24 protein-coding genes and 1 riboswitch are annotated in these 26,245 nt (G+C 70.8%); of the genes, 8 read left to right on the top strand and 16 right to left on the bottom strand.

Translation table 11 applies throughout. The features are described from left to right. Positions 1-58: 58 nt before the first annotated feature. The 4 genes from rlmN to ACFV9H_RS17380 all read left to right on the top strand — a co-directional run bounded on the left by rlmN (position 59) and on the right by ACFV9H_RS17380 (position 5,294). On the top strand, positions 59-1,171 hold the full coding sequence (gene rlmN, locus ACFV9H_RS17395) for a 23S rRNA (adenine(2503)-C(2))-methyltransferase RlmN (protein ID WP_385398670.1): 1,113 nt from the start codon (positions 59-61) through the stop codon (positions 1,169-1,171). A gap of 58 nt (positions 1,172-1,229) precedes the next feature. Further along, positions 1,230-1,339: riboswitch (TPP riboswitch) on the top strand. An 84-nt stretch (positions 1,340-1,423) separates the two neighbouring features. Further along, entirely contained in the window at positions 1,424-2,515 is a 1,092-nt protein-coding gene (locus tag ACFV9H_RS17390; RefSeq protein ID WP_385398667.1) for a thiamine ABC transporter substrate binding subunit, read from the top strand. Positions 2,516-2,625: 110 nt separating this feature from the next. After that, on the top strand, positions 2,626-4,242 hold the full coding sequence (locus tag ACFV9H_RS17385; protein ID WP_385398790.1) for an ABC transporter permease: 1,617 nt from the start codon (positions 2,626-2,628) through the stop codon (positions 4,240-4,242). After that, positions 4,242-5,294: an ABC transporter ATP-binding protein gene (locus ACFV9H_RS17380; RefSeq protein ID WP_385398664.1), complete on the top strand. Its 1,053-nt coding sequence runs from the start codon at positions 4,242-4,244 to the stop codon at positions 5,292-5,294. Before ACFV9H_RS17385 ends, ACFV9H_RS17380 begins: the two co-directional genes overlap by 1 nt. Positions 5,295-5,341: 47 nt before the next feature. Here ACFV9H_RS17380 and ACFV9H_RS17375 read toward each other — a convergent pair whose 3' ends face one another. From ACFV9H_RS17375 to ACFV9H_RS17330, 10 genes are all read right to left on the bottom strand, one after another. Then, complete coding sequence (locus tag ACFV9H_RS17375; RefSeq protein WP_385398661.1) at positions 5,342-6,595, bottom strand: cytochrome P450; 1,254 nt, start codon at positions 6,593-6,595, stop codon at positions 5,342-5,344. Between the two features lie 15 nt (positions 6,596-6,610). Beyond that, complete coding sequence (locus ACFV9H_RS17370; protein ID WP_385398658.1) at positions 6,611-8,005, bottom strand: NAD(P)/FAD-dependent oxidoreductase; 1,395 nt, start codon at positions 8,003-8,005, stop codon at positions 6,611-6,613. Continuing rightward, entirely contained in the window at positions 7,995-8,225 is a 231-nt protein-coding gene (locus tag ACFV9H_RS17365; protein ID WP_382642448.1) for a ferredoxin, read from the bottom strand. The genes ACFV9H_RS17370 and ACFV9H_RS17365 overlap by 11 nt, the downstream gene beginning before the upstream one ends. Positions 8,226-8,386: 161 nt before the next feature. Then, entirely contained in the window at positions 8,387-8,992 is a 606-nt protein-coding gene (locus ACFV9H_RS17360) for a hypothetical protein (protein ID WP_385398655.1), read from the bottom strand. A 119-nt stretch (positions 8,993-9,111) separates the two neighbouring features. Then, entirely contained in the window at positions 9,112-10,017 is a 906-nt protein-coding gene (locus tag ACFV9H_RS17355) for a hypothetical protein (RefSeq protein WP_385398652.1), read from the bottom strand. Positions 10,018-10,096: 79 nt separating this feature from the next. Continuing rightward, positions 10,097-11,188 carry an LOG family protein gene (locus ACFV9H_RS17350; protein WP_385398650.1) on the bottom strand — a complete coding sequence of 364 codons (1,092 nt, stop codon included), beginning with the start codon at positions 11,186-11,188 and terminating at the stop codon, positions 10,097-10,099. A gap of 26 nt (positions 11,189-11,214) precedes the next feature. Further along, the gene (locus tag ACFV9H_RS17345; RefSeq protein WP_385398647.1) at positions 11,215-12,285 is read right to left on the bottom strand and encodes a hypothetical protein; all 1,071 of its coding nucleotides are present in this window, start codon (positions 12,283-12,285) and stop codon (positions 11,215-11,217) included. Next, positions 12,267-13,070, bottom strand: a complete 804-nt coding sequence (locus ACFV9H_RS17340) for an ABC transporter ATP-binding protein (RefSeq protein WP_385398644.1) — start codon at positions 13,068-13,070, stop codon at positions 12,267-12,269. The genes ACFV9H_RS17345 and ACFV9H_RS17340 overlap by 19 nt, the downstream gene beginning before the upstream one ends. Before the next feature lie 194 nt (positions 13,071-13,264). Then, on the bottom strand, positions 13,265-14,626 hold the full coding sequence (locus tag ACFV9H_RS17335; RefSeq protein ID WP_385398641.1) for an aspartate aminotransferase family protein: 1,362 nt from the start codon (positions 14,624-14,626) through the stop codon (positions 13,265-13,267). Between the two features lie 3 nt (positions 14,627-14,629). Then, positions 14,630-15,133 carry an Lrp/AsnC family transcriptional regulator gene (locus ACFV9H_RS17330; RefSeq protein ID WP_007266859.1) on the bottom strand — a complete coding sequence of 168 codons (504 nt, stop codon included), beginning with the start codon at positions 15,131-15,133 and terminating at the stop codon, positions 14,630-14,632. 168 nt (positions 15,134-15,301) lie between these two features. On the opposite strand from ACFV9H_RS17330, the gene ACFV9H_RS17325 reads away from it, so the two are divergent. From ACFV9H_RS17325 to ACFV9H_RS17315, 3 genes are all read left to right on the top strand, one after another. Next, complete coding sequence (locus tag ACFV9H_RS17325) at positions 15,302-16,741, top strand: gamma-aminobutyraldehyde dehydrogenase (protein WP_385398639.1); 1,440 nt, start codon at positions 15,302-15,304, stop codon at positions 16,739-16,741. 112 nt (positions 16,742-16,853) lie between these two features. Then, entirely contained in the window at positions 16,854-18,032 is a 1,179-nt protein-coding gene (locus ACFV9H_RS17320; protein WP_385398636.1) for a spermidine/putrescine ABC transporter substrate-binding protein, read from the top strand. Positions 18,033-18,110: 78 nt separating this feature from the next. Further along, on the top strand, positions 18,111-18,575 hold the full coding sequence (locus ACFV9H_RS17315; RefSeq protein WP_385398634.1) for a hypothetical protein: 465 nt from the start codon (positions 18,111-18,113) through the stop codon (positions 18,573-18,575). On the opposite strand, the gene ACFV9H_RS17310 is transcribed toward ACFV9H_RS17315, so the two are convergent. The 5 genes from ACFV9H_RS17310 to ACFV9H_RS17290 all read right to left on the bottom strand — a co-directional run bounded on the left by ACFV9H_RS17310 (position 18,576) and on the right by ACFV9H_RS17290 (position 23,488). Then, a complete protein-coding gene (locus ACFV9H_RS17310) occupies positions 18,576-19,763 on the bottom strand; it encodes a serine hydrolase domain-containing protein (RefSeq protein WP_385398632.1) in 1,188 nt (395 codons plus the stop codon). 148 nt (positions 19,764-19,911) lie between these two features. Beyond that, positions 19,912-20,589, bottom strand: coding sequence for a response regulator (locus ACFV9H_RS17305; protein ID WP_385398629.1), 678 nt, complete (start codon positions 20,587-20,589; stop codon positions 19,912-19,914). Continuing rightward, positions 20,586-21,665 carry a sensor histidine kinase gene (locus tag ACFV9H_RS17300; protein ID WP_385398787.1) on the bottom strand — a complete coding sequence of 360 codons (1,080 nt, stop codon included), beginning with the start codon at positions 21,663-21,665 and terminating at the stop codon, positions 20,586-20,588. The genes ACFV9H_RS17305 and ACFV9H_RS17300 overlap by 4 nt, the downstream gene beginning before the upstream one ends. Positions 21,666-21,751: 86 nt before the next feature. Further along, positions 21,752-22,441, bottom strand: a complete 690-nt coding sequence (locus ACFV9H_RS17295; protein ID WP_385398627.1) for a glycerophosphodiester phosphodiesterase — start codon at positions 22,439-22,441, stop codon at positions 21,752-21,754. A 21-nt stretch (positions 22,442-22,462) separates the two neighbouring features. After that, positions 22,463-23,488, bottom strand: a complete 1,026-nt coding sequence (locus ACFV9H_RS17290; RefSeq protein ID WP_385398625.1) for an adenosine deaminase — start codon at positions 23,486-23,488, stop codon at positions 22,463-22,465. Between the two features lie 110 nt (positions 23,489-23,598). Here ACFV9H_RS17290 and ACFV9H_RS17285 point away from each other — a divergent pair, with 110 nt between their 5' ends. Then, positions 23,599-24,309, top strand: a complete 711-nt coding sequence (locus ACFV9H_RS17285) for a hypothetical protein (RefSeq protein ID WP_385398622.1) — start codon at positions 23,599-23,601, stop codon at positions 24,307-24,309. A gap of 54 nt (positions 24,310-24,363) precedes the next feature. Here the strand turns inward: ACFV9H_RS17285 and ACFV9H_RS17280 are convergent, their stop codons facing one another. Next, the gene (locus tag ACFV9H_RS17280; protein ID WP_385398619.1) at positions 24,364-25,953 is read right to left on the bottom strand and encodes a TROVE domain-containing protein; all 1,590 of its coding nucleotides are present in this window, start codon (positions 25,951-25,953) and stop codon (positions 24,364-24,366) included. Positions 25,954-26,245: the final 292 nt, after the last annotated feature.

Below are 26,245 nucleotides of genomic sequence, written 5' to 3'. Positions count from 1 at the left end.
CTCTTGAAAGGCGCGCTGCTTCTGCGGCGCGCCTTTCGTCTTACAAGGAGTACCTGCCATGGCCCGCCCCGTTCCGGGAGAGCTCACCTTCGTCGCACCGCGCGGAGCCAAGAAGCCGCCCCGGCACCTTGCCGACCTCACGCCGGAGGAGCGCCGCGAGGCGGTCGCCGCGATCGGTGAGAAGCCCTTCCGGGCCAAGCAGCTCTCCCAGCACTACTTCGCCCGGTACGCGCACGACCCGGCCGAGTGGACCGACATCCCCGCCGGCTCCCGGGAGAAGCTCCAGCAGGAGCTCCTCCCGGACCTGATGAACGTCGTACGGCACATCTCCTGCGACAACGACACCACCCGCAAGACCCTGTGGAAGCTGCACGACGGCACGCTCGTCGAGTCCGTGCTGATGCGCTACCCCGACCGGGTCACCATGTGCATCTCCTCGCAGGCCGGCTGCGGCATGAACTGCCCGTTCTGCGCCACCGGCCAGGCCGGTCTGGACCGCAACCTCTCCACCGCCGAGATCGTGCACCAGATCGTCGACGGCATGCGCGCCCTGCGCGACGGCGAGGTCCCGGGCGGCCCGGCCCGCCTGTCGAACATCGTCTTCATGGGCATGGGCGAGCCGCTGGCCAACTACAACCGCGTGGTCGGCGCCATCCGCCGGCTCACCGACCCGGAGCCCGACGGCCTGGGCCTGTCGCAGCGCGGCATCACCGTCTCCACCGTCGGCCTGGTCCCGGCGATGCTGCGGTTCGCCGACGAGGGCTTCAAGTGCCGCCTCGCCGTCTCGCTGCACGCGCCCGACGACGAGCTGCGCGACACCCTGGTCCCCGTGAACACCCGCTGGAACGTTCGCGAGGTCCTCGGCGCGGCCTGGGAGTACGCGGAGAAGTCCGGCCGCCGGATCTCGATCGAGTACGCCCTCATCCGCGACATCAACGACCAGGCCTGGCGCGGTGACCTGCTGGGCAAGCTGCTCAAGGGCAAGCGCGTCCACGTCAACCTGATCCCGCTGAACCCGACGCCCGGCTCCAAGTGGACCGCCTCGCGACCCGAGGACGAGCGGGCCTTCGTCGAGGCGATCGCCCGCCACGGCGTGCCCGTGACCGTACGGGACACCCGCGGCCAGGAGATCGACGGCGCGTGCGGCCAGCTCGCCGCGTCGGAGCGCTAGGGTCCGGTTCTGACCGTTCGCATTCGGCCACGGGGTACCCTGTGGCCGAACCAATTTCATATTCCGACAGGGGAGCGCCACAGCGCTGAGAGTGCGGTACCCGTCATCCGCAGACCCTCTGAACCTCGCCCCGGTCATTCGGGGTAGGAAGTTCGGTCATCACTCAAGCTGTTGCGCCCTGCCCGGCGTCCGCTCCCACAGAGCGCCGGGCGGGGCCGCGTCTTCTCCTGGTCATCCCAGGAGGAATCACCAGTGAGCACCACCAAGAAGATCGCGGGCGCCGCGCTCGCGGCCGCGCTGGGCGTCACCACGCTCAGCGCCTGCGGCGGCGACGCCAAGGACAAGGGCGCGGGCGAGACCCCGAAGTCCAAGACCGTCACGCTCGTCTCCCACGACTCCTTCAACGTGACCGACACGGTCCTCAAGGAGTTCGAGCAGCAGAGCGGCTACACGGTCAAGGTGTTGAAGTCCGGGGACGCGGGCGCGGCGCTGAACCAGGAGATCCTCACCAAGGGCTCCCCGCGCGGCGACGTCTTCTTCGGTGTGGACAACACCCTGCTCTCTCGCGCCCTCGACAAGGGCATCTTCACCCCGTACGAGGCCAAGGGCCTGGCCGAGGTGAAGCCGGAATACGTCCTCGACAAGGAGCACCGGGTCACCCCGATCGACTCCGGCGACATCTGCGTCAACTACGACAAGGCCTACTTCGCCGACAAGAAGATCGCCCCGCCGCAGACGCTGGACGACCTGATCAAGCCGGAGTACAAGAACCTGCTGGTCACCGAGAACGCCGCGACCTCCTCGCCCGGCCTCGGCTTCCTGCTCGCCTCCGTCGGCAAGTACGGCGAGGACGGCTGGAAGGACTACTGGACCAAGCTGAAGGCCAACGGCGTCGAGGTCGTCGATGGCTGGGAGCAGGCCTACAACGAGCGCTTCTCCGGCTCCGCGGGCGGCAAGAAGGCCAAGGGCGACCGCCCGCTGGTCGTCTCCTACGCCTCCAGCCCGCCGGTCGAGGTGCTGTACGGCGAGCCGCAGCCGGCCGAGGCCCCGACGGGCGTCGCCACCGGCACCTGCTTCCGTCAGGTCGAGTTCGCGGGTCTGCTGAAGGGCGCGAAGAACGAGGAGGGCGGCAAGGCGCTCGTGGACTTCCTGATCAGCAAGAAGTTCCAGGAGGACATGCCGCTCCAGATGTTCGTGAACCCGGTGACGAAGAACGCTGCCCTGCCGGAGCTGTTCACCAAGCACGGCGTGGTGGTCGAGAAGCCCGAGAACGTGGCTCCGGAGACCATCGCCAAGAACCGTGATCAGTGGGTCTCGGCATGGACCGCGCTCGTCGTGAAGTAGGCGGTACCACCAAGGAAACGGCCGCGGCGTCGGGGGGCGCCGCGCCGGTTCCGGGCTTCGGCGTGAGCACCCGTGAGTCCGGTCGGGCCACGGCGGTGCGGCTCGCGCTGATGGCCGTGCCCCTCGCCTTCTTCGGGCTGTTCTTCGCCTATCCCGTCGCCGCCATCGTCGGCCGCGGGCTCAAGACCGACGCCGGCTGGCAGTTCGGCCGGGTCGGCGAGGTGATCACCCGGCCCGACATCGCCGAGGTGCTGTGGTTCACCACCTGGCAGGCGCTCGCCTCCACCGCGCTCACGCTGCTGATCGCACTCCCCGGCGCGTACGTGTTCGCGCGCTTCGAGTTCCCGGGCAAGCAGCTGCTGCGCGCCATGGTGACCGTTCCCTTCGTGCTGCCGACCGTGGTCGTGGGTACCGCCTTCCTCGCGCTGGTCGGCCGGGGCGGGCTGCTGGACGAACGGGTGGGGGTCCGGCTCGACACCACCGTCTGGGCGATCCTGCTCGCGCACGTCTTCTTCAACTACGCCGTCGTCGTACGCACGGTCGGCGGGCTCTGGGCCCAGCTGGATCCGCGCCAGGAGGAGGCCGCCCGGGTGCTCGGCGCCGGGCGGTTCGCGGCCTGGCGGCGGGTGACGCTGCCCGCGCTGGCCCCGGCGGTGGCCGCCGCCTCGCTGATGGTGTTCCTGTTCACCTTCAGCTCCTTCGGCGTCGTGCTGATCCTCGGCGGGCCCTCGTACTCCACCCTGGAGGTGGAGGTCTACCGGCAGACCGCGCAGCTCCTGGACCTGCCGACGGCCGCCGTGCTGACGATGGTGCAGTTCGCCGCGATCGGTTCGATCCTCGCGGTGCACGCCTGGACCGTGCGCAGGCGCGAGACCGCACTGCGGCTGGTCGATCCGGGCCGGACCACCCACCGGCCGCGCGGCTTGGCGCAGCGCGCTCTGCTGGGCGGGGTGCTGCTGACCGTGGCTCTGCTCATCGTGCTGCCGCTCGGCGTGCTGGTGGAACGCTCCTTCGACGCGCCCGGCGGGTACGGGTTCGGCTTCTACCGGGCGCTCCAGGAGGTGGGCGCGGGCGGCGGAACGTTCCTGGTGCCGCCGCTGGAGGCGATCTGGAACTCCCTCCGGTACGCGCTCGCCGCCACCGCGATCGCCCTGGTCGTCGGCGGGCTCGCGGCCGCGGCACTGACCCGGCGCGGGGGCCGCTTCGTACGCGGCTTCGACGCGCTGCTGATGCTCCCGCTCGGGGTGTCCGCCGTGACGGTCGGCTTCGGCTTCCTCATCACCCTGGACGAGCCGCCGCTGGACCTGCGGACCTCGTGGATCCTGGTGCCGCTCGCGCAGGCCCTCGTGGGCGTGCCGTTCGTCGTACGGACCATGCTGCCCGTGCTGCGCGCGGTGGACGGGAGGCTTCGGGAGGCGGCCGCGGTGCTCGGCGCGTCGCCGCTGCGGGCGTGGCGGGAGGTGGACCTGCCGCTGGTGCGGCGGGCGCTGCTGATCGCGGCCGGGTTCGCCTTCGCGGTCTCGCTGGGGGAGTTCGGCGCGACCGTGTTCATCGCGCGGCCGGACCACCCGACGCTGCCGGTGGCCGTGGCCCGGCTGCTGGGGCGGGCCGGCGAGATGAACTACGGGCAGGCGATGGCCCTGAGCACGATCCTGATGCTGGTGTGCGCGGCGTCCCTGCTGGTGCTGGAGCGACTGCGACCCGACAAGACCTCCGGAGAGTTCTGATGACACTGCTTCAGCTGGAAGGGGTGTCGGTCCGTTTCGGTGAGCGTGCGGTCGTGGACGCCGTGGACCTGAAGGTCGCCGAGCACGAGATCGTGTGCGTGCTGGGACCGAGCGGAAGCGGGAAGTCCACACTGCTGCGGGTCGTCGCCGGACTCCAGCAGGTGTCCGAGGGCCGGGTACTGCTGGGCGGGGCGGACCAGGCCGGGGTGCCCGTGCACCGGCGGGGCGTCGGCCTGATGTTCCAGGACCACCAGCTCTTCCCGCACCGGGACGTCGGCGGGAACGTCGCGTTCGGCCTCCGGATGCGGGGCTCCTCGCGCGGGCGCGGCTCGTACGGGCCCCGGGTCGCGGAGCTGCTGGAGCTGGTCGGGCTCCCCGGAGCCCAGGGCCGGGCGGTGGCCTCCCTGTCGGGCGGCGAACAGCAGCGGGTCGCGCTGGCCCGGGCGCTGGCGCCGTCGCCGCGGCTGCTGATGCTGGACGAACCCCTCGGGCAGCTCGACCGGGGGCTCCGGGAGCGGCTCGTGGTGGAGCTGCGGGGGCTGTTCTCCCGGCTGGGGACGACCGTGCTGGCCGTCACGCACGACCAGGGGGAGGCCTTCGCCCTGGCCGACCGGGTCGTGGTGATGCGGGACGGGCGGATCGCGCAGGCCGGGACTCCGCTGGAGGTGTGGCAGCGGCCCGCGTCGGAGTTCGTGGCGCGGTTCCTCGGCTTCGAGAACGTGGTCCCGGCCGTGGTGTCGGGCGGCGCGGCCGTCACCGCGTGGGGCAAGGTCCCGGTTCCGGCGGGCACCCCGGACGGAGAGCACCGGCTGCTCGTCCGCCCGGCGGGGGTCGTGCTGTGCGCGGCCGGTCTGGCCGGCGAGGTGGTCGCCCGCACCTTCCGCGGTACGCACGTCGCACTGCGGGTGCGCCCGGAGGCGGGGCCGGTACTGGAGGCCGAGTGCGGGCTGGCGGGGGCGCCCGCGGTGGGCGACCGCGTGGCGGTCACCTTCAGCCCGACCGAGGTGGTCGTCCTGCCGGCCACCTCGGTCGGGGGCGGGCCCGCGCAGTAGGGCCTGCCGGGCCGCTACGGAAGCCGGCCGCGCGAGCCCGGGCTTCCTCAGGCCGCCCGGATGCCGTCGCAGCCGATCGGCAGGTGGCGCGGGCCGCGCAGGACCGCGTTCTGGCGGTAGGGCGGCGGGTCCTCCAGCAGCCGGGGGTTCTCCAGTCTGCGGGCCAGCTCGCTCAGCGCCAGCGCCGCCTCCAGCCGGGCCAGCGGCGCCCCGAAGCAGCTGTGGATGCCGCTGCCGAGGCCCAGGTGCTGGACGTCCGGGCGGTCCGGGTCGAAGCGGTCCGGGTCCTCGAACCGGCGGGGGTCGCGGTTGCCAGAGGCCAGGACCAACCAGAGCGGGGCGCCCTTGGGGATGGTCACCCCCTCCATCTCGATGTCGGCCAGCGGCGTGCGCTGCGGCAGCAGCTGCACCGGCGGCTCGTAGCGAAGCAGCTCCTCCACGATCGGGACGGACAGCTTCGGATCGGCGCGCAGCCGGTCCAGGACCTCCGGATGGCGCAGCAGGGTGAGCATGCCGTTCGTGATCAGGTTGACGGTGGTCTCGTGTCCGGCGATCAGCAGCAGCGCCGAGGTGCTGAGCACTTCCATCGTGCTCATGGCGCCGTCAGGCCCCTCCGCGGTCGACAGCTGGGACAGCATGTCGTCACCCGGGTTCTTGTGCCGCTCCTCGATCAGCCCGGCCAGGTACATGCCGAGCTCCATGCGGGCGCCCTGCGACTTCTTGACGCGTTCGGCGGGATCCGCGTCCGGATCGGGGTCCAGACTCGCGGCGAGCGTGTCGGCCCAGACGTGGAAGCGCGCCTCGTCCTCGCTCGGTATGCCCAGCAGCCGGCAGATCACCGTGACCGGGAAGGGGTACGAGAACTCCTCCACCAGGTCGATCCGTCCCGGGTCTCCCTTCTCGGAGATGGAGTCGATCAGACCGGTGACGATGCCGCCCAGCTCGCCGCGCATGTCGTGGACGCGGTGCGGGGAGTGCGGCGGCCCGAAGGGGCGGTTCGTCATGCGGCGCAGCCGGTCGTGGTCGGGCGGGTCCAGCTTCAGGAAGGCCGGAGGCAAGGCCGCCATCCCCTCCTCCTCGTCCCCCTCGCTGAGCAGGTCGCCGACCGTCGACGCCAGGTTGCGGGAGTCGGAGCTGATCCGCGGATCGTGCAGCAGGCTCTTGATCTCGTGATAGGTGCTGACGACGTACGGTCCGTCCCCGTCGTGGAACACCGGGGTCTTGCGGAGCTCCTCGTACAGGGGATAGGGGTTGGACCGGCTGGAGTAGTCGAGGATCTGCCGCAGGATGCCTTCAGTCATGAGAGGTCCTCGTGCTCAGTTGTGGGCCGGCGTGAACGTCATCCGCCGGTCGGCCGGTGAGTAGCCACTCAGGGTGATGGTCGGGCCGTGCGTGGGCACCGACGGGTCGGGGAAGTCCGCGTCCAGCGGGTTGTTCCCCTCGCTCCTGCGGTCCACCGTCGCGAAGGGCGGCGGGAACGGCGCGGTGTGTTCGATCTGCTGCTCGTAGAAGTCCAGCCAGCGGCACTGGTCGAAGGTGACGGCGCCGATGACACGCCCCTGATAGCCGTAGACGCCGACGAACCTGCGCTCGGCGCGGGACCCCTGCGTGATGAGGATCTCGGTCCCCATCGAGGGCACCCCGACCGACTTGATGTTCACCCCGAACTGGGAGGACCAGAAGGCCGGAACCCACACGTGGGGGCGACGGTCCATGCCTTCGCTGAGCATGTTGTGCGCCGCCGTCTCGGCCTGGGCGACGGCGTTGCCCCAGTGCTCCAGGGACAGGAACTGGTACCCGAAGAGCGCGTGCGGGGAACGTGCCACGTCACCCGCCACATAGATGTCGTCGGTGACGATGCCCCAGATGTTGAAGGCCCGGCAGCCCGCGTCACAGGCGATGCCCCGCGGGCCCGCGCCCAGTCCGGAACCGGCCAGCCAATCGGTGTTGCGCTGAGCGCCGAGCGACACGATCACGACATCGGCCTCCAGGACGCTGCCGTCCGACAGGTGGGCGGCGCGTACCTGGCCGGAAGAGTCGCCCTCCAGCCCGGTGACCATGATGCCGGTGCGCAGATCCACCCCGTTCTCGCGGTGCATCTCGGCCGCGACCTCGCCGATCACCCCGCCCAGGGCCCCGACCAGGGGTCCGGCGCCCCGCTCGGCGACCGTGACCGCAAGATCCCGCTCCCGGCAGGCCGAGGCGATCTCGGAGCCGGTGAATCCGGCGCCGATGACCAGCACCCGGCGCGGTCCGGCCGCGAGCCGCCGCTCCAACGCGGCGCCGTCGTCCCGGGTACGCAGGGTGAAGACGCCTTCGAGGGCCGCCTCCTCCTCGTTCGGCCACGGCCGGGCCCGTACCCCGGTGGCGATCAGCAGCCGGTCGTACTCCACCTCGTCCCCGTCGGCGAGCTTGACCCGTCTGGCCGCCATGTCCAGACCGGTGGCGGGGACGCCGAGACGCCACTTGGCGTCGATGTCCAGTCGGCGGGGGAGGAGCGTACGGTCCGCGGTCGCCTTGCCCAGCAGGACCTGCTTGGACAGCGGTGGGCGGTCGTACGGCTCGTAGGGCTCGTCGCCGATCATCGTGAGCGAACCGGCGAACCCCTTCTCGCGCATGGTCTCGGCGGCCCGCAGGCCGGCGAGGGAAGCGCCCACGACCACGATGCGGCCTTCGCGCTTGAGCCGTTCCAGGGCTGAGTCAGCGCTCACCACGCGCCTCCGCGGTCGACAGGGACCCGTTCATCGCGTCCAGCAGGATGGCCCGGACGGGGCAGGCGTGGACGGCGCGGACGACGTTCTCGCGGTGCTCCTCGTCGGGCTGCGGGTTGTACAGCAGTGACTCGTCACCGTGCATGGCGAAGACGTCCGGGGCGAGGAACGCGCACTGGGCGTAGCCCTGACAGCGGTTGAGGTCCACGACAAGCCTCATGAGGCGTCCGCCTTTCGATGGCTGGAACTTCCCCGTCGACCCCGAGCCCCCCGACCCCCGTTCCCCTCCCTCATCCAGCATGCACGCGGGAGCCGGGCACGTCCTGCCGGGTACGCAAACCGCTGGTCAGGGCGTACGTCGGGGCCCCGCGGCCCCGCTGCCTACCGCATCCGGGTCCGCAGGATGTAGATGCCGACGACGAGGGCCCAGGCCGGGAAGACCAGCTCGGACCAGGGCACGCCGGACCCCACCACGAGCAGGACCAGGCCCACGAGGGTTCCCAGCAGGGTCAGCGGCTTGGGGAAGACGCCGAGCCGGCGCCCGATCGTCGAGGTGGCGAGGACGAAGACGGCCGCCATCCGCATGGAGTAGGTCGCGAGGATCGTGTAGGCGTAATCGCGGCCGAAGTCGGAGGGCGGGTCCTCCGTCAGCACGGTCCCCGCCGCCCCGGCGGCGACGAACAGGGTGGCGGCGCAGACGAACCCGCTGCCGAGGAACACGGTCGAGAAGAACCGGTCCTCGGCCTCGCCGACGTGCGCGCGCAGCGCGCCCATGAACCACAGGAAGGCGATCCCGGCGAAGGGCACGATCTCCAGGGCCAGCCGCACCGCCCAGCGGTCGCCGGGGTCGACCGCCGCCTTGGCGCCGTCGCCCGAGGGGATGGCGATCCGCATCAGGACGATCGCCGCCGCGAGCAGCACGGCGAAGACGATGCCGGCCGCCCCGGCGGCCCGGGGCGTGTACAGGCGGGCGGTCGTGGTGTCCATGGAGGCCATGGGGCTCCTCGCTCTCTCCCCCGTCCAGCAAGCGGCAGCCGCCGGGCGGGCGCCACCGGGGAAGGGCGAGCGGGTGACGGGCGAGGGACGGGCGTGCCCCCGGCCCGGGCCTACCCGACCGCCGCCGGGACCGGGGCTTCCGTCTGCGGATCGGAGCCCTCGTGCTTGCCGTACCAGGCGACGGCCACCGCACCGGCGACGGCGAGCACGAAGCCGAGCACCGCCAGCCACGCCAGGCCCGGGCGGGACGCGTCGCCGAGCCACAGGACGCCGATCGCGCCCGGGAGGACCGTCTCGCCGACGACCAGCGCCGCCGTGGCGCCGTTCACCGAGCCGATCTGGAGGGCGACCGTGTGCAGGTACATGCCGCCGACGCCCGCCACGAGGATGGCGTAGAGGGCCGGGTCGGACAGGAAGGTGCCGAGGTCGAACGGGTCGACCCCGTTCAGGATCCGGACGCCGACGCCCAGCGCGCCGAAGCCGAGGCCCGACAGCAGGCCCGCCAGGATCGCGGCCCCGCCGCCGAGGAGACGTACGGCCACGGTGCCGCCCACCATCAACAGCAGGGTGATGCCCAGCAGCCACCAGTGCGTGGCCATCGGAGCGTGGTGGCCCCCCTCGTGGCCCGCCGCCGTCGCCAGCAGGACCAGGGCCGTGCAGACGACCCCGATGGACGTCCATTCCTTCCGGCTCAGCCGGATGCCCAGCAGCTTCACGCTCAGCACGGCCGTGATCACCAGGTTGGCGCTGATCACCGTCTGGGAGAGGAAGAGGGGAAGGAGACGTGCGGCCAGGGCGCCGAGGCCGAAGCCCACGAAGTCCAGGATCGTGCCGACGATGAATTCCCAGGTCATCGCCGCTTTCGCGGTGGACGACAGATTGGGGCCGCCATGGGCGGTCACCCCGGCGGCGGTCGGGGACATCCGGGCCGCGCGGCGCGATCCGACGGCTTGCAGCACGGATCCCGTGCCGTAGCAGATGGACGCCGCGACAGCGGTCAGCAGGCCTATGAGCACCAAAGGCTCCGTTCACGTCTGGCAGGTTTTGCGTACCTCTGCCAGACGTGTGAACGGGCCGCGAAGTTGCTTCCGAAGCTCAGGTCATCGACGCGAGGACGTCCGGTACCTCGTCCACCGAGTCGACGATCGCGATCCGCGACTCCATCGAACGACCGCGCGCCAGCGATTGGAGCAGCGGCCACACCGGGAGGTGCTCGGTCCAGTGGGCCCGGTCGACCAGGACCATCGGTGCCGGCTCGCCCCGCGACTCGTAGTAGTTCGGAGTCGCGCTGTCGAAGACCTCCTGGACGGTGCCCGCCGCGCCCGGCAGGAAGACCACGCCCGCGTTGGACCGGGCCAGCAGCCCGTCCTCCCGGGTGGCGTTCGCGAAGTACTTGCCGATGTGCGCGGCGAAAGCGTTCGGCGGCTCGTGCCCGTAGAACCAGGTCGGGATGCCCACCGAGTCGCCGCCGCCGGGCCAGCGGTCCCGGACGGCGAACGCCGCCCGCGCCCAGTCGGACACCGACGGCGCGAAGGACGGGGCCTTCGCCAGCAGTTCCAGGGCCTCCGGGAGGGCCTCGTCGGCCACCGGGGCCAGGTAGGCGCCGAGGTTGGCGGCCTCCATCGCGCCCGGTCCGCCACCGGTGGCCACCGTCAGCCCCGACCGGGTCAGCGCCCGGCCGAGCTCGGCGGCGCCGCGGTACTCCGCACCGCCGCGGGCCATGGCGTGGCCGCCCATCACGCCCACGACCCGGGCGTCCAGCAGGTGCTCGTCGAGGGCGTCCGAGATGGCGTCGTCGTGGATGGAGCGCAGCATCGAGGAGAGGACGTCCCCGTCGGCCTTGGTCTCCTGGAACCAGGCGTACGCCAGGGCGTCCGGCGTGGCCTCGTATCCCTCGGGCAGTCCGGCGAAGAGCTCCTCCGGGGTGTAGAGCAGGCCCCGGTACGGGTTGAAGGGCAGGTCCGGGACGGGTGGAAAGACCAGCGCGCCGTCGGCGCGGACCTTCACGGAGGCGTCGGGCTCCATCGCGCAGCCCAGGAACACGGCCGCCGAGGTGTCGGCGGACAGCAGGGCGAAGGTCCGCTCCAGCAGGTTGACCGACTGGATCCGGTAGCCGCTGAGCGAGCCGCGGGCCACGACCCGGTCGAATTCGGCGAGCGTCTCGATCTCGATGTCTGCGTTGACCATTCGGCCCACCCTAAGGGCTGGTCGCGTCAGCGGGTCAGGGCCAGGGACGTCAGCTGTGCCACACCCCAGCTGAGCGGTACGCACACCGCCACGAGGGCGGAAGCCCGCAGACCCGCCGCCGTGCGCAGGACCTTGGGCGGAGCGCCCAGGTCGGTCAGCGCCTCGCGGCCGGCGGCCCGGGTCTGGCGGGCCTCCACCGCGGATGTGAGAAGGGTCGCGATCGCGCACACGGCCACCAGGGTGGCGGCCGGCCCGGTCAGCGGGCCGAGCGGGACGAGCATCCCGCCCCGGTCGCGCAGGGCCAGGGCGGTGAGGGCGCCCGCGCCGACCGCGCACAGCACCCCGAGCGGCGGGCCGAGCCGGGGCGCCTCCTCCTGCAGAGCCCGTCCGGCCAGCAGCCGGAGCGCGCCCGGGCGCACCGCCTGGACCAGGGAGCCGCAGGCGTAGGCGAGGCCGGGTCCGGCGAGGGCGAGGCCGACCGCGATCAGCGACCAGCCGGCGAGCATCCCGGTGCCGCCGCCCGCGTACGCCGAGGCCGCGAGCCCGCACGCGGTCAGGGCGATGCCCCAGGGCAGCCCGGTCTGCGGGGCCATGGGCGAGCGGGGGCGCAGGGTGAGGGCGGTCGCGGCGGAAGCGGTGAGCGGGATCAGGGCCAGCAGGGTGAGGGCGGCGGCCACGGGCAGTGGCTGGTCGGCGTGGAGCAGCCGGGCCCCGGCCCCGTCGAACGGCAGTCCGGCCAGGTCCCCGCGCAGGTGGAGGAAGGCGGCGAGGGCGAGTGCGCTGCCCAGGGTGCAGGCGATGGCGGTGGAGATGACCGCGACCAGGACGAGCCGTACGGGTCCCAGCCCGGCGGCGTCCAGCCCTGCGCGGGGCCGCGTCGCCGGGTCGGTACGGGCCACGGCGACGGCGAGGTGGACGGTGACGGCGAGCGGGACCAGCGCCCACAGCAGCCGAGGGAACGATCCGGCGGGCCGGGCCACGGCGGCTTCGAGGACGTACAGCAGCAGGAATCCGCTGCCGGCCGAGGCGGCCGCGACGAGGAGCCGACGCAGCTGGACCAGGGGCCGGGAGCCGCGGGCTAGGCGGAGAGCGAGCACGCGGCCTGGCCCTCCGATGTGTCGGGACCGGGGGAGGAGACGGCTGCCGCGGCCCCGGCCCAGCGGCCGTCGAGCAGCGCGAGCCGGCGGTCCGCGACGGCGGCGCTCTCCTCGTCGTGGGTGGCGAGGACCACGGTGATCTCGTGGGAGCGGGCCGCGGTGGTCAGGGTGCGCAGCAGCAGGGAGCGCTCGGCCCGGTGCAGTGGGGCCGTGGGCTCGTCGGCGAAGAGCACCGCGGGCACGTTGACCAGGGCCCGGGCCAGGGCCACCCGCTGGGATTCGGCCCGGGTGAGGGCGGTGGGCCGTTTGCGGGCGAAGCCGCCGATGTCGAGGCGGTCCAGCCATTCGCAGGCGGCGTGTTTGGCGCTGCGGTGGGAGGCCCCGGCGAGCAGCAGCGGCAGGGCGGCGTTCTCCCAGACCTTCAGCTCGGGCAGCAGCTGGGGCTCGGGGCCGATCCAGCCGAACCGGTCGCGGCGCAGCCGTTCGCGGGCCGCCGCGCCCAGGGTGTGCACGGGGACGCTGTTGAACCAGACCTCCCCCTGCTCCGCTCGCAGCTGCCCGGAGAGGCAGCGCAGCAGGGTGGTCTTGCCGCAGCCGCGGGGACCGGTCAGGGCCAGGATCTCGCCCTGACGCACTCCGAGGGAGACACCGACGAGTCCGGGGGAACCTCCCCCGGACTTCGTCCGCGGGGACCCCCAGTGGGAGTAGTGAAGGGACCGTGCCCAGAGCAGATCGTCCTGAGGCGGGGCCTTGTCAGGCCGGGCATTGTCCGGTGGAGCCACCATGGCGTACACCTCCGTCCGGGGGAACGAAGCGGAGCCCTTTCGGTCACTGGCGCCGCACTGAGATGTAAAGAGATGAACGTCTTGGATGGTGACAGCACGCGGCCCGGACCCCCGCGTTCTCACTCGAACGGGGGATCCGGGCCGTGTGGTTCGGACTATTTACAGTCCGGATGCAGCTCGGGGTGCGGCGCCGGCTACAGCTTGGTCCAGGCCTCGGTGAGCACCGAGCGCAGGATGCCTTCGATCTCGTCGAAGGTGCCCTGATCGGCGATCAGCGGCGGGGCCAGCTGGATGACCGGGTCGCCGCGGTCGTCGGCCCGGCAGTACAGGCCGGCGTCGAACAGGGCCTTGGAGAGGAAGCCGTAGAGCACGCGCTCCGTCTCCTCGTCCGTGAAGGACTCCTTGGTGACCTTGTCCTTGACGAGCTCGATGCCGTAGAAGTAGCCGTTGCCGCGGACGTCGCCGACGATCGGCAGGTCGAGCAGCTTCTCCAGCGTCGAGCGGAAGGCGTCCTCGTTGTCCAGCACGTGCTGGTTGAGGCCTTCCTTGTCGAAGATGTCGAGGTTGGCGATCGCCACCGCCGAGGACACCGGGTGTCCGCCGAAGGTGTAGCCGTGCAGGAAGGTGTTGTCACCCTTGTAGAACGGCTCGGCGATGCGGTCCGAGACGATGCAGGCGCCGATCGGGGAGTAGCCCGAGGTCATGCCCTTGGCGCAGGTGATCATGTCCGGCACGTAGCCGAACTTGTCACAGGCGAACATCGTGCCGAGGCGGCCGAAGGCGCAGATCGTCTCGTCCGAGACGAGCAGCACGTCGTACTCGTCGCAGATCTCGCGGACCCGCTGGAAGTACCCGGGCGGCGGCGGGAAGCAGCCACCGGCGTTCTGCACCGGCTCCAGGAAGACCGCGGCGACGGTGTCGGCGCCCTCGAACAGGATCTCCTGCTCGATCTGGTCGGCGCACCAGCGGCCGAAGGCCTCGGGGTCGTCGCCGTAGATCGGGGCGCGGTAGATGTTGGTGTTCGGCACCTTGTGCGCGCCGGGAACCAGCGGCTCGAAGGGAGCCTTCAGGGCCGGCAGGCCCGTGATGGACAGGGCGCCCTGCGGGGTGCCGTGGTAGGCGACCGCACGCGAGATGACCTTGTACTTGGTGTGCTTGCCCTGCAGCTTGAAGTACTGCTTGGCGAGCTTCCACGCGGTCTCGACGGCCTCGCCGCCACCGGTGGTGAAGAAGACCTTGTTCAGGTCGCCCGGGGCGTAGTCCGCGAGGCGCTCGGCGAGCTCGACGGCCTTCGGGTGGGCGTACGACCACACGGGGAAGAAGGCGAGCTGCTGGGCCTGGTTGTAGGCGACCTCGGCCAGTTCCTTGCGGCCGTGTCCCGCGTTGACCACGAACAGTCCGGCGAGACCGTCGAGGTAGCGCTTGCCCTTGTCGTCGAAGATGTAGGTGCCCTCACCGCGCACGATGGTGGGGACGGGTGCGTTCTCGTACGACGACATGCGGGTGAAGTGCATCCACAGGTGGTCGTACGCGGTCTTGGAGAGGTCCTGGCTCACGGGCTATCGAGTTCCCCACATGTAGGTCTGCTTCTTGAGCTTCAGATAAACGAAGCTTTCGGTTGATCGCACGCCGGGGAGCGTGCGGATCTTCTTGTTGATCGTTTCGAGCAGGTGGTCGTCGTCCTCGCAGACGATTTCCACCATCAGGTCGAACGATCCCGCGGTCATCACCACGTATTCGCACTCGGCCATGGCGGTCAGTGCGTCGGCCACCGGGTCGAGGTCTCCCTCGACGTTGATGCCGACCATTGCCTGGCGTCGCAGGCCCACGGTGAGCGGGTCGGTGACGGCCACGATCTGCATGACGCCCTGGTCGAGCAGCTTCTGTACGCGCTGGCGTACGGCCGCTTCGGAGAGGCCGACGGCCTTGCCGATCGATGCATAGGGACGGCGACCGTCCTCCTGCAGTTGCTCGATGATCGCCAGGGACACAGCATCGACCGAAGGGGACGGTTGTCTGTTCCTGGAATCTGCGCTTCGACTGACCACGACCTCACTGTGCACGAGGGTCGTCTGTTCCGCAAGGCGGAATCGATGAAATCCGTTGTTTGGCGAGCTGGATCTCACTGATTTCGTAGTTCGTGGCGTCCGGGTCTGTCGAAAGCGTCCGCCGAGGGGCTAGGCTTGGCTTTCGTCTCAATCATTGGACATGTGATCAGGAGTGTGGCTGTAGTGACCACCGAACTGCGTCGTCTGCGCAACTACATCGGCGGGGAGTTCAAGGACGCCGCCGACGGGCGGACCACCGAGGTGGTCAACCCCGCCACCGGCGAGGCTTTCGCGACCGCCCCGCTCTCGGGTCAGGCCGATGTCGACGCGGCCATGGCCGCCGCCGCTGCCGCCTTCCCGGGCTGGCGCGACACGACCCCGTCGGAGCGCCAGAAGGCTCTGCTGAAGATCGCCGACGCCTTCGAGGCGCGCGCGGACGAGCTCGTCGCCGCCGAGTCGGAGAACACCGGCAAGCCGCTGGGCCTCACGGCCAGCGAGGAGCTGCCGCCGATGGTGGACCAGATCCGCTTCTTCGCGGGTGCCGCCCGACTGCTGGAGGGCCGCTCGGCCGGCGAGTACATGGAGGGGATGACCTCGATCATCCGCCGTGAGCCCGTCGGTGTCTGTGCCCAGGTCGCGCCCTGGAACTACCCGATGATGATGGCCGTGTGGAAGTTCGCCCCGGCCATCGCCGCGGGCAACACCGTGGTGCTCAAGCCCTCGGACACCACGCCGGCCTCCACCGTCCTGATGGCGGAGATCATCGACTCGATCCTGCCCAAGGGCGTCTTCAACGTCATCTGCGGTGACCGCGAGACCGGCAAGGCCATGGTCGAGCACAACACCCCGGCGATGGCCTCCATCACCGGCTCGGTGCGCGCCGGCATGCAGGTCGCCGAGAGCGCCTCCAAGGACGTCAAGCGCGTCCACCTGGAGCTCGGCGGCAAGGCCCCCGTCGTCGTCTTCGAGGACGCCGACATCGCCAAGGCCGTCGAGGACATCGCGGTCGCCGGTTACTTCAACGCCGGCCAGGACTGCACCGCCGCCACCCGCGTGCTCGTGCACGAGTCGATCCACGACGAGTTCGTGACCGCGCTCGCCAAGGCCGCCGCCGACACCAAGACCGGCCAGCCGGACGACGAGGACGTGCTGTTCGGCCCGCTGAACAACCCGAACCAGCTCAAGCAGGTCGCGGGCTTCATCGAGCGCCTCCCCGCGCACGCCAAGGTCGAGGCGGGCGGTCACCAGGTCGGCGACAAGGGCTACTTCTACGCCCCGACCGTGGTCTCCGGCCTCAAGCAGGACGACGAGATCATCCAGAACGAGGTCTTCGGCCCCGTCATCACCGTCCAGTCCTTCTCGGACGAGGCCCAGGCCGTGGAGTACGCGAACGGCGTCGAGTTCGCCCTCGCCTCCTCCGTGTGGACCAAGGACCACGGCCGCGCGATGCGGATGTCCAAGAACCTCGACTTCGGCTGCGTGTGGATCAACACCCACATCCCGCTCGTCGCCGAGATGCCGCACGGCGGCTTCAAGAAGTCCGGCTACGGCAAGGACCTCTCCGCCTACGGCTTCGAGGACTACACGCGCATCAAGCACGTCATGACCTCGCTCGACGGCTGATCGAGGGCTGATCGGCGGCATCCGCCGCATTGATCACAGCAGTGCGCCGAAGGGGCGGGCGGTAGACACCATGTCTATTGCCCGCCCTTTCACGTTGGATGAGGCTTTGGTCATGCCTCGACTCGACTTCTCCCGCCGCGACGCGCTGCGCGGCCTCGGTGCCGCGGGCCTGCTCGCCGCCCTCGCCGGCTGTGGTGTGCCCGCCGCCTATGTCCCGGAGGAACAGCGAGAGGGCGCGGACCGCTCCGAGCGGGACCAGAGCGTGGTCTTCTCCAACTGGCCGCTCTACATCGACACCGATGACGAGGACGAGCAGAGCCGGCCCACCCTGGACGCCTTCTCGGAGCGGACCGGCATCGAGGTCCGGTACACCGAGGAGATCAACGACAACGACGAGTTCTTCGGCAAGATCAGCCCCGCCCTGATGAACCGCCAGGAGACCGGCCACGACCTGGTCGTGGTCAGCGACTGGATGGCCGCCCGCTTCGTCCACCTGGGCTGGGCCCAGAAGATGGACCGCTCGGCGCAGTCCAACGTGGCCAGGCACCTGGACCCGCAACTGCGTTCCCCCGCCTTCGACGAGGGCCGGCTGCACACCGTCCCCTGGCAGTCGGGGATCACCGGCATCGCCTACAACCGCAAGGCCCTGGGCCGGGAGATCAAATCGGTCAACGACCTGTGGCGGCCGGAGCTCGCGGGCAAGGTCACCCTCTTCTCCGGCCTCGACGAGTCCTTCGCCCTGCTGATGCAGGGCAACGGGGTGGACGTCACCCGCTGGACCGAATCCGACTTCCACCGGGTGTGCGACCAGGTCGAGGAACTGGTGCGCACGAAGCACATCCGCCGCTTCACCGGCAACGACTACACCTCCGATCTGAGCAAGGGCGACGTGCTGGCCTGTCAGGCCTACTCGGGTGACGCCATCCAGCTCCAGGCCGACAACCCGGACATCGAGTTCGTGGTCCCCGAGGAGGGCGGCGAACTCTGGGCGGAGAGCCTGCTCGTCCCCAACCTGGCCCGGCACAAGGCCAATGCCGAGGCTCTGATCGACCACTACTACGACCCGGAGGTGGCCGCATCCCTCGCCGCCTCCGTCAACTACGTCTGCCCGGTCCCGGCAGCCCGTGAGGTCCTGGCCGGCTCCGACGACGGGGAGACCGCCGAACTGGCCGAGAATCCGCTCATCTTCCCCGACGACGACATGCGCAAGCGGCTGGTCGTCGCCCGGGACATCTCCACGGCCGAGCGCCGCTCCTTCGCGAAGCGCTGGAACGCGATCGTCGGACTCTGACACACGATCCACCCGCCGAGTTGAACATGTTCAGAGAATTGGCTGAACGTGTTCAATTCCAGGTGTACGCTTCCTTCCATGAGCGAGAGAAGCGCCCTTCAGCGGCGTATCCGTGCCTGGCTGATCCTGTTCATCGTCTGCCTCGTGCTGAGTGGACTCACAGCCTTCCCCCTGGTCAGCGAGCTCCGTTGGGCCAATGCCCTGGTGGACAACGAGTGGCTCCGCCGGGTGGGAGACGGGCTGGAGCGGGCCGATGCCGAGTACCCCTTCCTCCTCTACGGCACCGACTGGCTCGCCTTCGCCCACCTCGTCATCGCCGTCTTCTTCTACGGCGTCCACCGCGACCCGGTCCGCAACATCTGGATCGTCGAAGCCGGCATGATCGCCTGCGCCGGCGTGATCCCCCTGGCCCTGATCTGCGGACCCATCCGCGGGATACCCGGCTGGTGGAGCGTCATCGACATGGCCTTCGGTGTCTTCGGAGTGATCCCCCTGCTGGTGCTCCGCCGCATGATCAAGCGCCTCGAAGCCTTGTCCGAGTAGCTACTTGGCGAAGGCCGCCATCACGATGCCCAGGGTCACCGCGTTCAGGTCCCGGCCCTTGGCATCGGTGGAGTTCACCGAATACACGAGCGTGCGGGACAGGTCGCGGGATCCACCGATGGCGGTGCTGTAGCCGTGCCGGGCACCCGTCTTTCCGTAGACCACCGTGCCGTCCGGCAGGACGAACTCCTTCATGCCGGCAGTCTGTACGGCGTGCTGACCGCTCTCGAAGTCCAGCACGTCGGGCACCGTGAACATCTCCTCCAGCTGCGCCTTCGGCACGACCCGGCCGCCGAACAGGGCCACGGTGAAGCGCTCCAGGTCCGCCGTGGTCGATATGAGGTCCCCGGCGGCCCACTCGCGCGAGGAGCCCCACTCGGTCACATCCACGAGCTCCCGCGTACCGTCTGCCCGAGTGACCCCCTGGTAGCCCCGGTTGTGCGGGCCCGGTATCCGCGTCTGCGTACGACTCGGCAGCGATGTGTGGCGCAGGCCGAGGGGCTTGAATATCCGCGTGGTCAGGGCCTCCTCGTACGAGGTGCCCGTCACCTTCTCGATCAGCACGCCCAGGATCGTGTAGTCGATGTTGAGGTAGTGCTGCCTGGTTCCCGGGTCGAACTCGGGCCCCTTGACCACGGCGTTGGCGATCAGGGCGTGCGGGTCGTCCAGGTCGAACCGGTGGGCATAGGCGTCCTCGAAGGTGTCGGCCGGGCTGTCAGCCGGTCGGATTCCGCTCGTGTAGTTCAGCAACTGCCGTACGGTGACCGGCTTGAAGGTCTCGGGCAACAGGCCCGGCAGGTACTCCTGCACCGGCCGGTTCAGGTCCACCGCACCCTCGGCAGCCAACTGCAGCACCACGGCGGAGGTGAACGTCTTCGTCACCGAACCGGCCCGGAAACGGCCCTGCTCGACGGCGTCACGACCCGTGCGGACATCGGCGACGCCGGAACTGCCCCGCCAGCTGCCACTCGTACCGCCCACGCGGACCAGCGCTGCCGTCGCGTACTTGTTCTCCGGGCCGAGGCCCGCGATCGCCCGCTCCAGCGCCGCCGCGTTCGGCGGGGTCGAGACGATCGGCGCGACGACCCCCGCCGAGACGGGAGCCGGAGCAGCGTGTGCGACGGCCGGGCCGGACGCGATTCCCAGGACCAGGGCGGCGGCGATCAGCGTGTGCGTGCGAGCCTTCATGATGGAAATCCCCCTCTGAGTTCACCGGGCCACTGCGGCCCCGATGACTCAATGCTGCAGCTCAGAGGGGTAGTTGCGGATCACCACCGAGAGGGGTCTTTGCCGGTACGACAACTCACCGGCCAGAGGGATACGACACGCCGTCCCCTCACTCCCCAGAGGGAGTACCCGCCGCGATCAGGCCCGTTTCGTACGCGCAGATCACCGCCTGGATCCGGTCCCGCAGCCCCAGCTTCGCCAGCACGTTCCCCACGTGCGACTTCACCGTGTGCTCGCTCACCACCAACGCCGCCGCGATCTCCGCGTTCGACAACCCCCGCCCCAGATGCAGCAGCGTCTCCCGCTCCCGTGCCGTCAGCACCTCCAGCCGGTCCGTCGGGAGCTCGGGCCGGGCCGTCGCCCCCGTCGTCGCCGTGTACTCCTCGATGAGCCGCCGCGCCACCGAAGGCGCCAGCAGGGACTCGCCCGCCGCCACCACCCGTACCGCGTGCACCAGATCGTCCCGCCGCACGTCCTTCAGCAGGAACCCGCTCGCCCCCGCGTGCAGCGCCTCGTACACGTACTCGTCCGAGTCGAAGGTCGTCAGCATGACGGTGCGGCACGTGCTCTCGGCGGAGATCGTCCGGCACGCCTCGATCCCGTCCAACACCGGCATCCGGATGTCCAGGAGGGCGACATCGGGCGAGAGTCGACGTACCGCCTCCACCGCCGCCGCGCCGTCCCCGACCTCAGCGACGACCTCGATGTCGTCCTGGACGTCCAGGATCATCGCGAACCCGCTGCGGACCAGCTCCTGGTCGTCGGCCACCACCACACGGATCGTCAATTCCCCACCTCCGACAGCGAGGTTACAAGGACCACCCGCACCGTATGGCCGACCCCGTCCGGCCCCGGACCCGTCCACGCCGTCCCGCCGTGAGCCGCCGCCCGCTCGCGGATCCCGATCAGACCGTGCCCGCCCGAGGAGGCCCGACCCGGCCCCCGCCCGTCGTCCGTGACCGTCACCGTGAGGGCATCGGGCCCGTACTCCAGGAGCACATCCACCGCCGAGGCCCCGGCGTGCTTCACCACGTTCGTCAGAGCTTCCTGCACCACCCGGTACACCGTCGCCTCCAAGGCGGCCGGCAGCTCGCGCACCGCGCCCGTCCGCTCGTACGACACGCGCGGTCCGCCCGCCCGCACCCGGTCCAGCAGCGTCGGCAGCGCCCCGATCCCGGGCTGCGGGGACCGCGGAGCGACCTCCTCCGTCCGCAGCACCCCCAGCATCGTGCGCAGCTGCGCCATCGCGTCCCGGCCCGTCTCGGCGATCGCCTCGAAGGCCGCCTCGGCCCGGGCCGGAGCCTTGCGGACCGCCACCGGACCGGCCTCGGCCTGCACGATCATGATGCTGACGGCGTGCGAGAGGATGTCGTGCATCTCCCGAGCGATCCGGGCCCGTTCACGCGCCGCCGCCTGTTCCGCCTCGATCCGGTTCGCCCGCTCCAGCTGCGCCGCCCGGTCCTCGACCGCCGCGGTGTACGCCTGCCGGGTGTGCTGCGAGCGCCCCAGGGCGTACGCCGCCGCGATGACGAACAGAGTGAACAACAGCTCCCTCGCCGTCCCGGTGTTCCCGTACACCGCGAAGGCCGCGCAGACCAGCACGGCCGCGGTCACCACCAGCCGGGTCCGCGGCGGACTGAGCACGGCGACCGTGTAGAAGGCGATGAGGGGTCCGTAGGGCAGCGGCTGGCCGGGCCCGTCCATCGCGAAGTTGTAGTGGAAGCCGACGGCGACGATGGCCACCAGCACGGTGACGGGGGCCCGTCGGCGCCAGACCAGCGGCAGCAGGCCGAGCACCGTCACCAGGTACGCGGGCCAGCTCTTCGGCGAAGCGCCGGGCTGCGTCGGCACGACGAACGGCATCGTGCACGCCAGCTGTACGAGCAGGGTGAGGCCGAGGTCCCGCAGGCGCGGATCGGCGTGCCGCACGCGGTCCGCCCAGGCGCGTATCACCGGCCGAGGTCGGCGCGTACGGCGGCCAGCGCGTCCATCCGGTTCGTGGTGATGGAGTCGACGCCGGCCTTGACGAGCGCCTTCATCGTCCTCTTGGTGTCCGCGGTCCACGCCGACACCAGCAGCCCGTCCCGGTGCAGGGCGTCCGTCAGTTCCTGGCTCACCAGCCCGAAGCGGTAGTTGAGCCAGCGCGGCGCCACGGCGTCGATCAGCACCCGGCGCGGCGGCGACAACGTGGTCCAGGTCAGCGCGATCTCCGCGTCCGGATCGGCGGCGCGGACCGCCAGCATGGTGTTCGGGCCCGCGCAGTAATACGTGCGCTCGCGCGCCCCGCACTCGTGGACCTGGCCCACGACGGTGCGCACCGACTCCCACGTGGCGCCCGGCAGGTCGAGCATCAACCGGCCCGCTCCGGCGGCCATCAGCGCCTCGCGCAGGGTGGGGATCCCGCCCTGCGTGAGCTCCCGCAACTGCGGGGCCGTGACGGCGTCCAGGCGCACGTCATGGCCCCACAGCCGATCGAGCGTTTCGTCATGGAGCAGGACCGGGACCCCGTCACGGGTCAGCCGTACGTCGATCTCGACCGCGTCCGCGCCGCGCGCGAAGGCGGAGCGGATCGAGGACAGGGTGTTCTCACGGACACGGTAGGGATCGCCGCGGTGGGCGACGGCAGTCAAGGTGCGCATGGCCCCATTGTCGACGGGACGTCAGCGTGCGAGCCAGGCGGAGGTGTACGTGTCGATCTCCGCGCTGAGCCTCTCCTTGCCGGCCTCGTCCAGGAAGGAGGCCTCGACGGCGTTCTTGGCGAGCTGTGCGAGGCCCCGCTCGTCCAGGTCGAGGAGGCGGGCGGCCACCGCGTACTCGTTGTTGAGGTCGGAGCCGAACATCGGCGGGTCGTCGCTGTTGATGGTGACGAGCACGCCCGCCGCGACCATCTCCTTGACCGGGTGCTCGTCGAGGTTCGCGACGGCGCGGGTGGCGATGTTGGAGGTCGGGCAGACCTCCAGCGCGATGCGGTGCTCGGCGAGGTACGCCAGCAGCTCCGGGTCCTGGGTGGCGCTCGTGCCGTGGCCGATGCGCTCGGCGCCCAGCTCGCGGATGGCGTCCCAGATGGTCTCGGGGCCGGTGGTCTCGCCGGCGTGCGGCACGCTGCGCAGGCCGGCCGCCCGGGCCGCGTCGAAGTACGGCTTGAACTGCGGGCGCGGGACACCGATCTCGGGGCCGCCGAGACCGAAGGAGACCAGGCCCTCGGGACGCAGGTCGACGGCGAGGCGGGCGGTCTCGGCGGCGGCCTCCAGGCCGGCCTCGCCGGGGATGTCGAAGCACCAGCGCAGGATGACGCCGAGCTCGGCCTCGGCGGCCTTGCGGGCGTCCTCGATGGCCTCCATGAAGGCCTTCGCGTCGATGCCGCGGCGGGTGGAGGAGTACGGCGTGATGGTCAGTTCGGCGTAGCGGATGTTCTGCCGGGCCATGTCCCGGGCGACCTCGAAGGTCAGCAGCCGGACGTCCTCCGGAGTGCGGATCAGGTCCACGACCGACAGGTAGACGTCGATGAAGTGCGCGAAGTCGGTGAAGGTGAAGTAGTCGGCGAGAGCCTCGGGGTCGGTGGGGACCTTCGAGTCGGGGTGTCGGGAGGCGAGCTCGGCGACGATGCGCGGGGACGCCGAACCGACGTGGTGGACGTGGAGTTCCGCCTTGGGCAGCCCCGCGATGAAGGGGTGCAGGTCGGTCATGGGGATGCCTCCGGGAGGACGCTGGTGCGGGCAGGTCGGCCTTCATCGTAGGCAGAGCCGTGACTGTCGGTGGCAGCGCTTAGCATGGCCGTACGAGAGGGGGGCGTCGTATGAACGAGAACAGTTCCGAGCCGCGTGACCCGTGGGCCCCGCTGGAGCGGCCGTCGGTGGACCTGGGCAAGTCGCAGGGTGCGCACGGTTCGCAGGCGGCACCGGGAGCGTCCGGCGTGTCGGGCCCGCCGTCCGTGCACGACCAGCCGACGGTCATCGAGATGCCGGGAGCCGAGAACCCTCCGACCCCTCCGACGGCTCCCGTGACGGGGCCCGCGTCCGCGGCGTACGGATATCCGGCCCAGCCCGATCCGAGCGCCTACGCGTACCCCGGTCCGACGCCCGCCCAGCCGACCTACGGATACCCGGGCCAGCCCGGATACCCCGGCCAACAGGGATACCCCGCCCAACAGGGATACCCGGGCTACGCCGCGTACCAGCCGTACGGGATGCCGAAGAACAACGGCTTCGGCATCACCGCCCTCGTCCTCGGCATCCTCGCCGTCGTCGGCTGCGTCACCAGCTTCATAGCCGTCGGCCTCGGCATCGGAGCCATCGTCTTCGGCGCACTGGGCAAGAGCAAGGCCACCCGTGGCGAGGCGGACAACGGCGGGATGGCGCTGGCCGGCATCATCCTCGGCGCCGTCGGCATCGTGCTCAGCGTGTTCATGCTCTTGGTGATGTTCGGCACCCTCAGGGACCTGGGACCGCTCCCCGACACGCGGTACGAGAGCCCGTACTCGGACTCCCGGAACCACGAGAAGGTCTGACCGGCCCTCTTACGAGGCCTTCGGCTACGAGGCCTTCGGCTACGAGGCCTTCGGCTACGAGGCCCATGGCCAGTCGGCGTCCTGCCCCGCCTCGATCAGGGACACCATGCGGAAGGCCCCGTCCGTGAGCCCGCCGAAGGCGTGCCGGTTCGCGGAACCGGAAGGCGCGTGGCCCACCCGGTAGCCGGCCAGGTTCCAGGTGTACACCGGGACCGTGCTCGGCACCTCCTGCGTCGGGTCGCCGCCGTATCCGTACGAGGCGGCCTGTTCGTCGGTGACGATCAGCACCCGGTCGTGGTCCCGGTAGTGCTCCTTCACGGCGCGGGCCGTATAGGTGCCACCGAGGTCCCCGAACCGCTCCAGCACCTTCAGCACGGACTCGCCCCGGGTGTACGGGACCACCTCGCTGGTCGTACCGAACTGCACCAGGTCGGCCTCCTCGGCCCGCAGCGCCAGTGCCGCCCCGAAGACGGCCGCCGCGTCAGCCCGGTTGAGCTGGGAGCGGTTCGACAGCCGGCACCACATCGACCCGGACCGGTCGACGAGCACCAGCGTCCGGCCGGGCAGCGCGGGCACGTTGGCCAGCGAGTGCCCGAGTGCCTGCTCCAGCGGGTACGCCCAGCGCAGCGAGGGAGCGTGCTGGTAGGCGGCCAGATAGCGGAAGGGGAACTGCCGGGCCCGGGCGACGACTTCCGGGTCGGAGATCTTCGCCGCGACGCGCGCGGCCACCACGTCCGAGACCCCGGCCTGGTCGAAGTTGCGCAGGTTGCGCAGCAGCGCCATCGCACCCATGGACGGGATGACCGCCTCCCAGGCGGCCGCGTCCATCGGCCCCTGCAGCCATCCGGCGAGGGCCTCCCAGGTCATGCCCGCCTCCGCGAGGCGCTCCGCGCCGTCCGGGGCGAGGACCACACCGCGCCGCTCCGGGACCGGCAGCTCCATCAGTGCCCGATGGGCGGCGAGGGTGCGGTTGCCCGCCGGGACCCGCGCGCTCTCCGGGTTGTGCCGGCGGTCGAGGGCGTGCCGGAACAGCTCGCCCTGCCAGGGTTTGGCCGGGTCGGGGGAGGCGTGCACGAGGTTGAGGACGTCGCCGAAGCGGTACGCCTTGGAGGAGGTGTCGTACTTCAGCAGGGAGGTGGCGGAGTAGAGACTGCGCACGGCGTCGGCGATGCCGCGCTTGACGGGCTTGGGCACGCCCCGCCCGTACGTCGCCGTCCAGTAGGCCAGCAGCTCGCCGGGCTCGTCCGGGCGCTGCAGCACCGAGTCCACGACCTGGCGGTTCGAAGGCCCGTCGGTGGCACCCGCGTCGAGGCGTGCCTTGACGTACTCGGCCGCGCCGACGAGCGAGGCGGTCCGCATGTTCGCGTCCGCACGGAGCCAGCGCAGCAGGCCGGCGGTCCACGCCGGGTCCTCGACCGCGAGCTGCCGCACGAGCGCCGCGAAGCGGTCGTCGCGGTCCTCGCCGCTCTCGTAGAAGGTGCGCTGCGTCACGAAGTTGGCGACGGCGAGCAGGAACAGCTCGGAGCGCGGATCGCGTTCGTACCCGGGGCCGCCCTGGTGGGTGCGGGCGCGGCGGGTCGAGCGTACGGGCGACGTGGGCGCGGCGGCTGCCGCCTTGAGCGCGCGCAGGTTGAAACGAGCCATGGTGAATCCCCCCGAATTCAAAGAAAAGCGGGGGAGACGTGACGTGAGGGATGCCCGAGATCGAAGTCGGCGACGGACAATGTCGACTGCTCTATCCGACTGAGCTACCGGCCGTGGCCGGGCGGGACTCGAACCCGCGACCCGTCGATCCGGAAGTAGCCGTCGCCTGCGCACCGGGCATCCCCCACGCGTGCCTCCCGAGATCAGAAGTGGCGGCGGCGTGGATTCTGAAAGAAGTAGCCGCAGCCTGAGCGCACCGGGAGGTGCGTGACACACATGTCCAGAGAACAAG

The organism is Streptomyces sp. NPDC059874 (assembly GCF_042731135.1).
Lineage (GTDB): Bacteria > Actinomycetota > Actinomycetes > Streptomycetales > Streptomycetaceae > Streptomyces.
The sequence above is the reverse complement of the archived record's forward strand: the minus strand, read 5'-3'. Positions and strand labels throughout refer to the sequence as shown.

Excerpts from the sequence above, each read along its gene's own strand:
- ACFV9H_RS17375 (WP_385398661.1), bottom strand. The coding sequence starts at position 6,595 with ATGACTGAAGGCATCCTGCGGCAGATCCTCGACTACTCCAGCCGGTCC.
- ACFV9H_RS17340 (WP_385398644.1), bottom strand. The coding sequence starts at position 13,070 with ATGGTGGCTCCACCGGACAATGCCCGGCCTGACAAGGCCCCGCCTCAG.
- ACFV9H_RS17280 (WP_385398619.1), bottom strand. The coding sequence starts at position 25,953 with ATGGCTCGTTTCAACCTGCGCGCGCTCAAGGCGGCAGCCGCCGCGCCC.
- ACFV9H_RS17360 (WP_385398655.1), bottom strand. The coding sequence starts at position 8,992 with ATGGACACCACGACCGCCCGCCTGTACACGCCCCGGGCCGCCGGGGCG.
- ACFV9H_RS17295 (WP_385398627.1), bottom strand. The coding sequence starts at position 22,441 with ATGCGCACCTTGACTGCCGTCGCCCACCGCGGCGATCCCTACCGTGTC.
- ACFV9H_RS17300 (WP_385398787.1), bottom strand. The coding sequence starts at position 21,665 with ATGCCGTTCGTCGTGCCGACGCAGCCCGGCGCTTCGCCGAAGAGCTGG.
- ACFV9H_RS17285 (WP_385398622.1), top strand. The coding sequence starts at position 23,599 with ATGAACGAGAACAGTTCCGAGCCGCGTGACCCGTGGGCCCCGCTGGAG.
- ACFV9H_RS17365 (WP_382642448.1), bottom strand. The coding sequence starts at position 8,225 with ATGAGGCTTGTCGTGGACCTCAACCGCTGTCAGGGCTACGCCCAGTGC.
- ACFV9H_RS17350 (WP_385398650.1), bottom strand. The coding sequence starts at position 11,188 with ATGGTCAACGCAGACATCGAGATCGAGACGCTCGCCGAATTCGACCGG.
- rlmN (WP_385398670.1), top strand. The coding sequence starts at position 59 with ATGGCCCGCCCCGTTCCGGGAGAGCTCACCTTCGTCGCACCGCGCGGA.
- ACFV9H_RS17385 (WP_385398790.1), top strand. The coding sequence starts at position 2,626 with ATGGCCGTGCCCCTCGCCTTCTTCGGGCTGTTCTTCGCCTATCCCGTC.
- ACFV9H_RS17315 (WP_385398634.1), top strand. The coding sequence starts at position 18,111 with ATGAGCGAGAGAAGCGCCCTTCAGCGGCGTATCCGTGCCTGGCTGATC.
- ACFV9H_RS17320 (WP_385398636.1), top strand. The coding sequence starts at position 16,854 with ATGCCTCGACTCGACTTCTCCCGCCGCGACGCGCTGCGCGGCCTCGGT.
- ACFV9H_RS17310 (WP_385398632.1), bottom strand. The coding sequence starts at position 19,763 with ATGAAGGCTCGCACGCACACGCTGATCGCCGCCGCCCTGGTCCTGGGA.
- ACFV9H_RS17380 (WP_385398664.1), top strand. The coding sequence starts at position 4,242 with ATGACACTGCTTCAGCTGGAAGGGGTGTCGGTCCGTTTCGGTGAGCGT.
- ACFV9H_RS17290 (WP_385398625.1), bottom strand. The coding sequence starts at position 23,488 with ATGACCGACCTGCACCCCTTCATCGCGGGGCTGCCCAAGGCGGAACTC.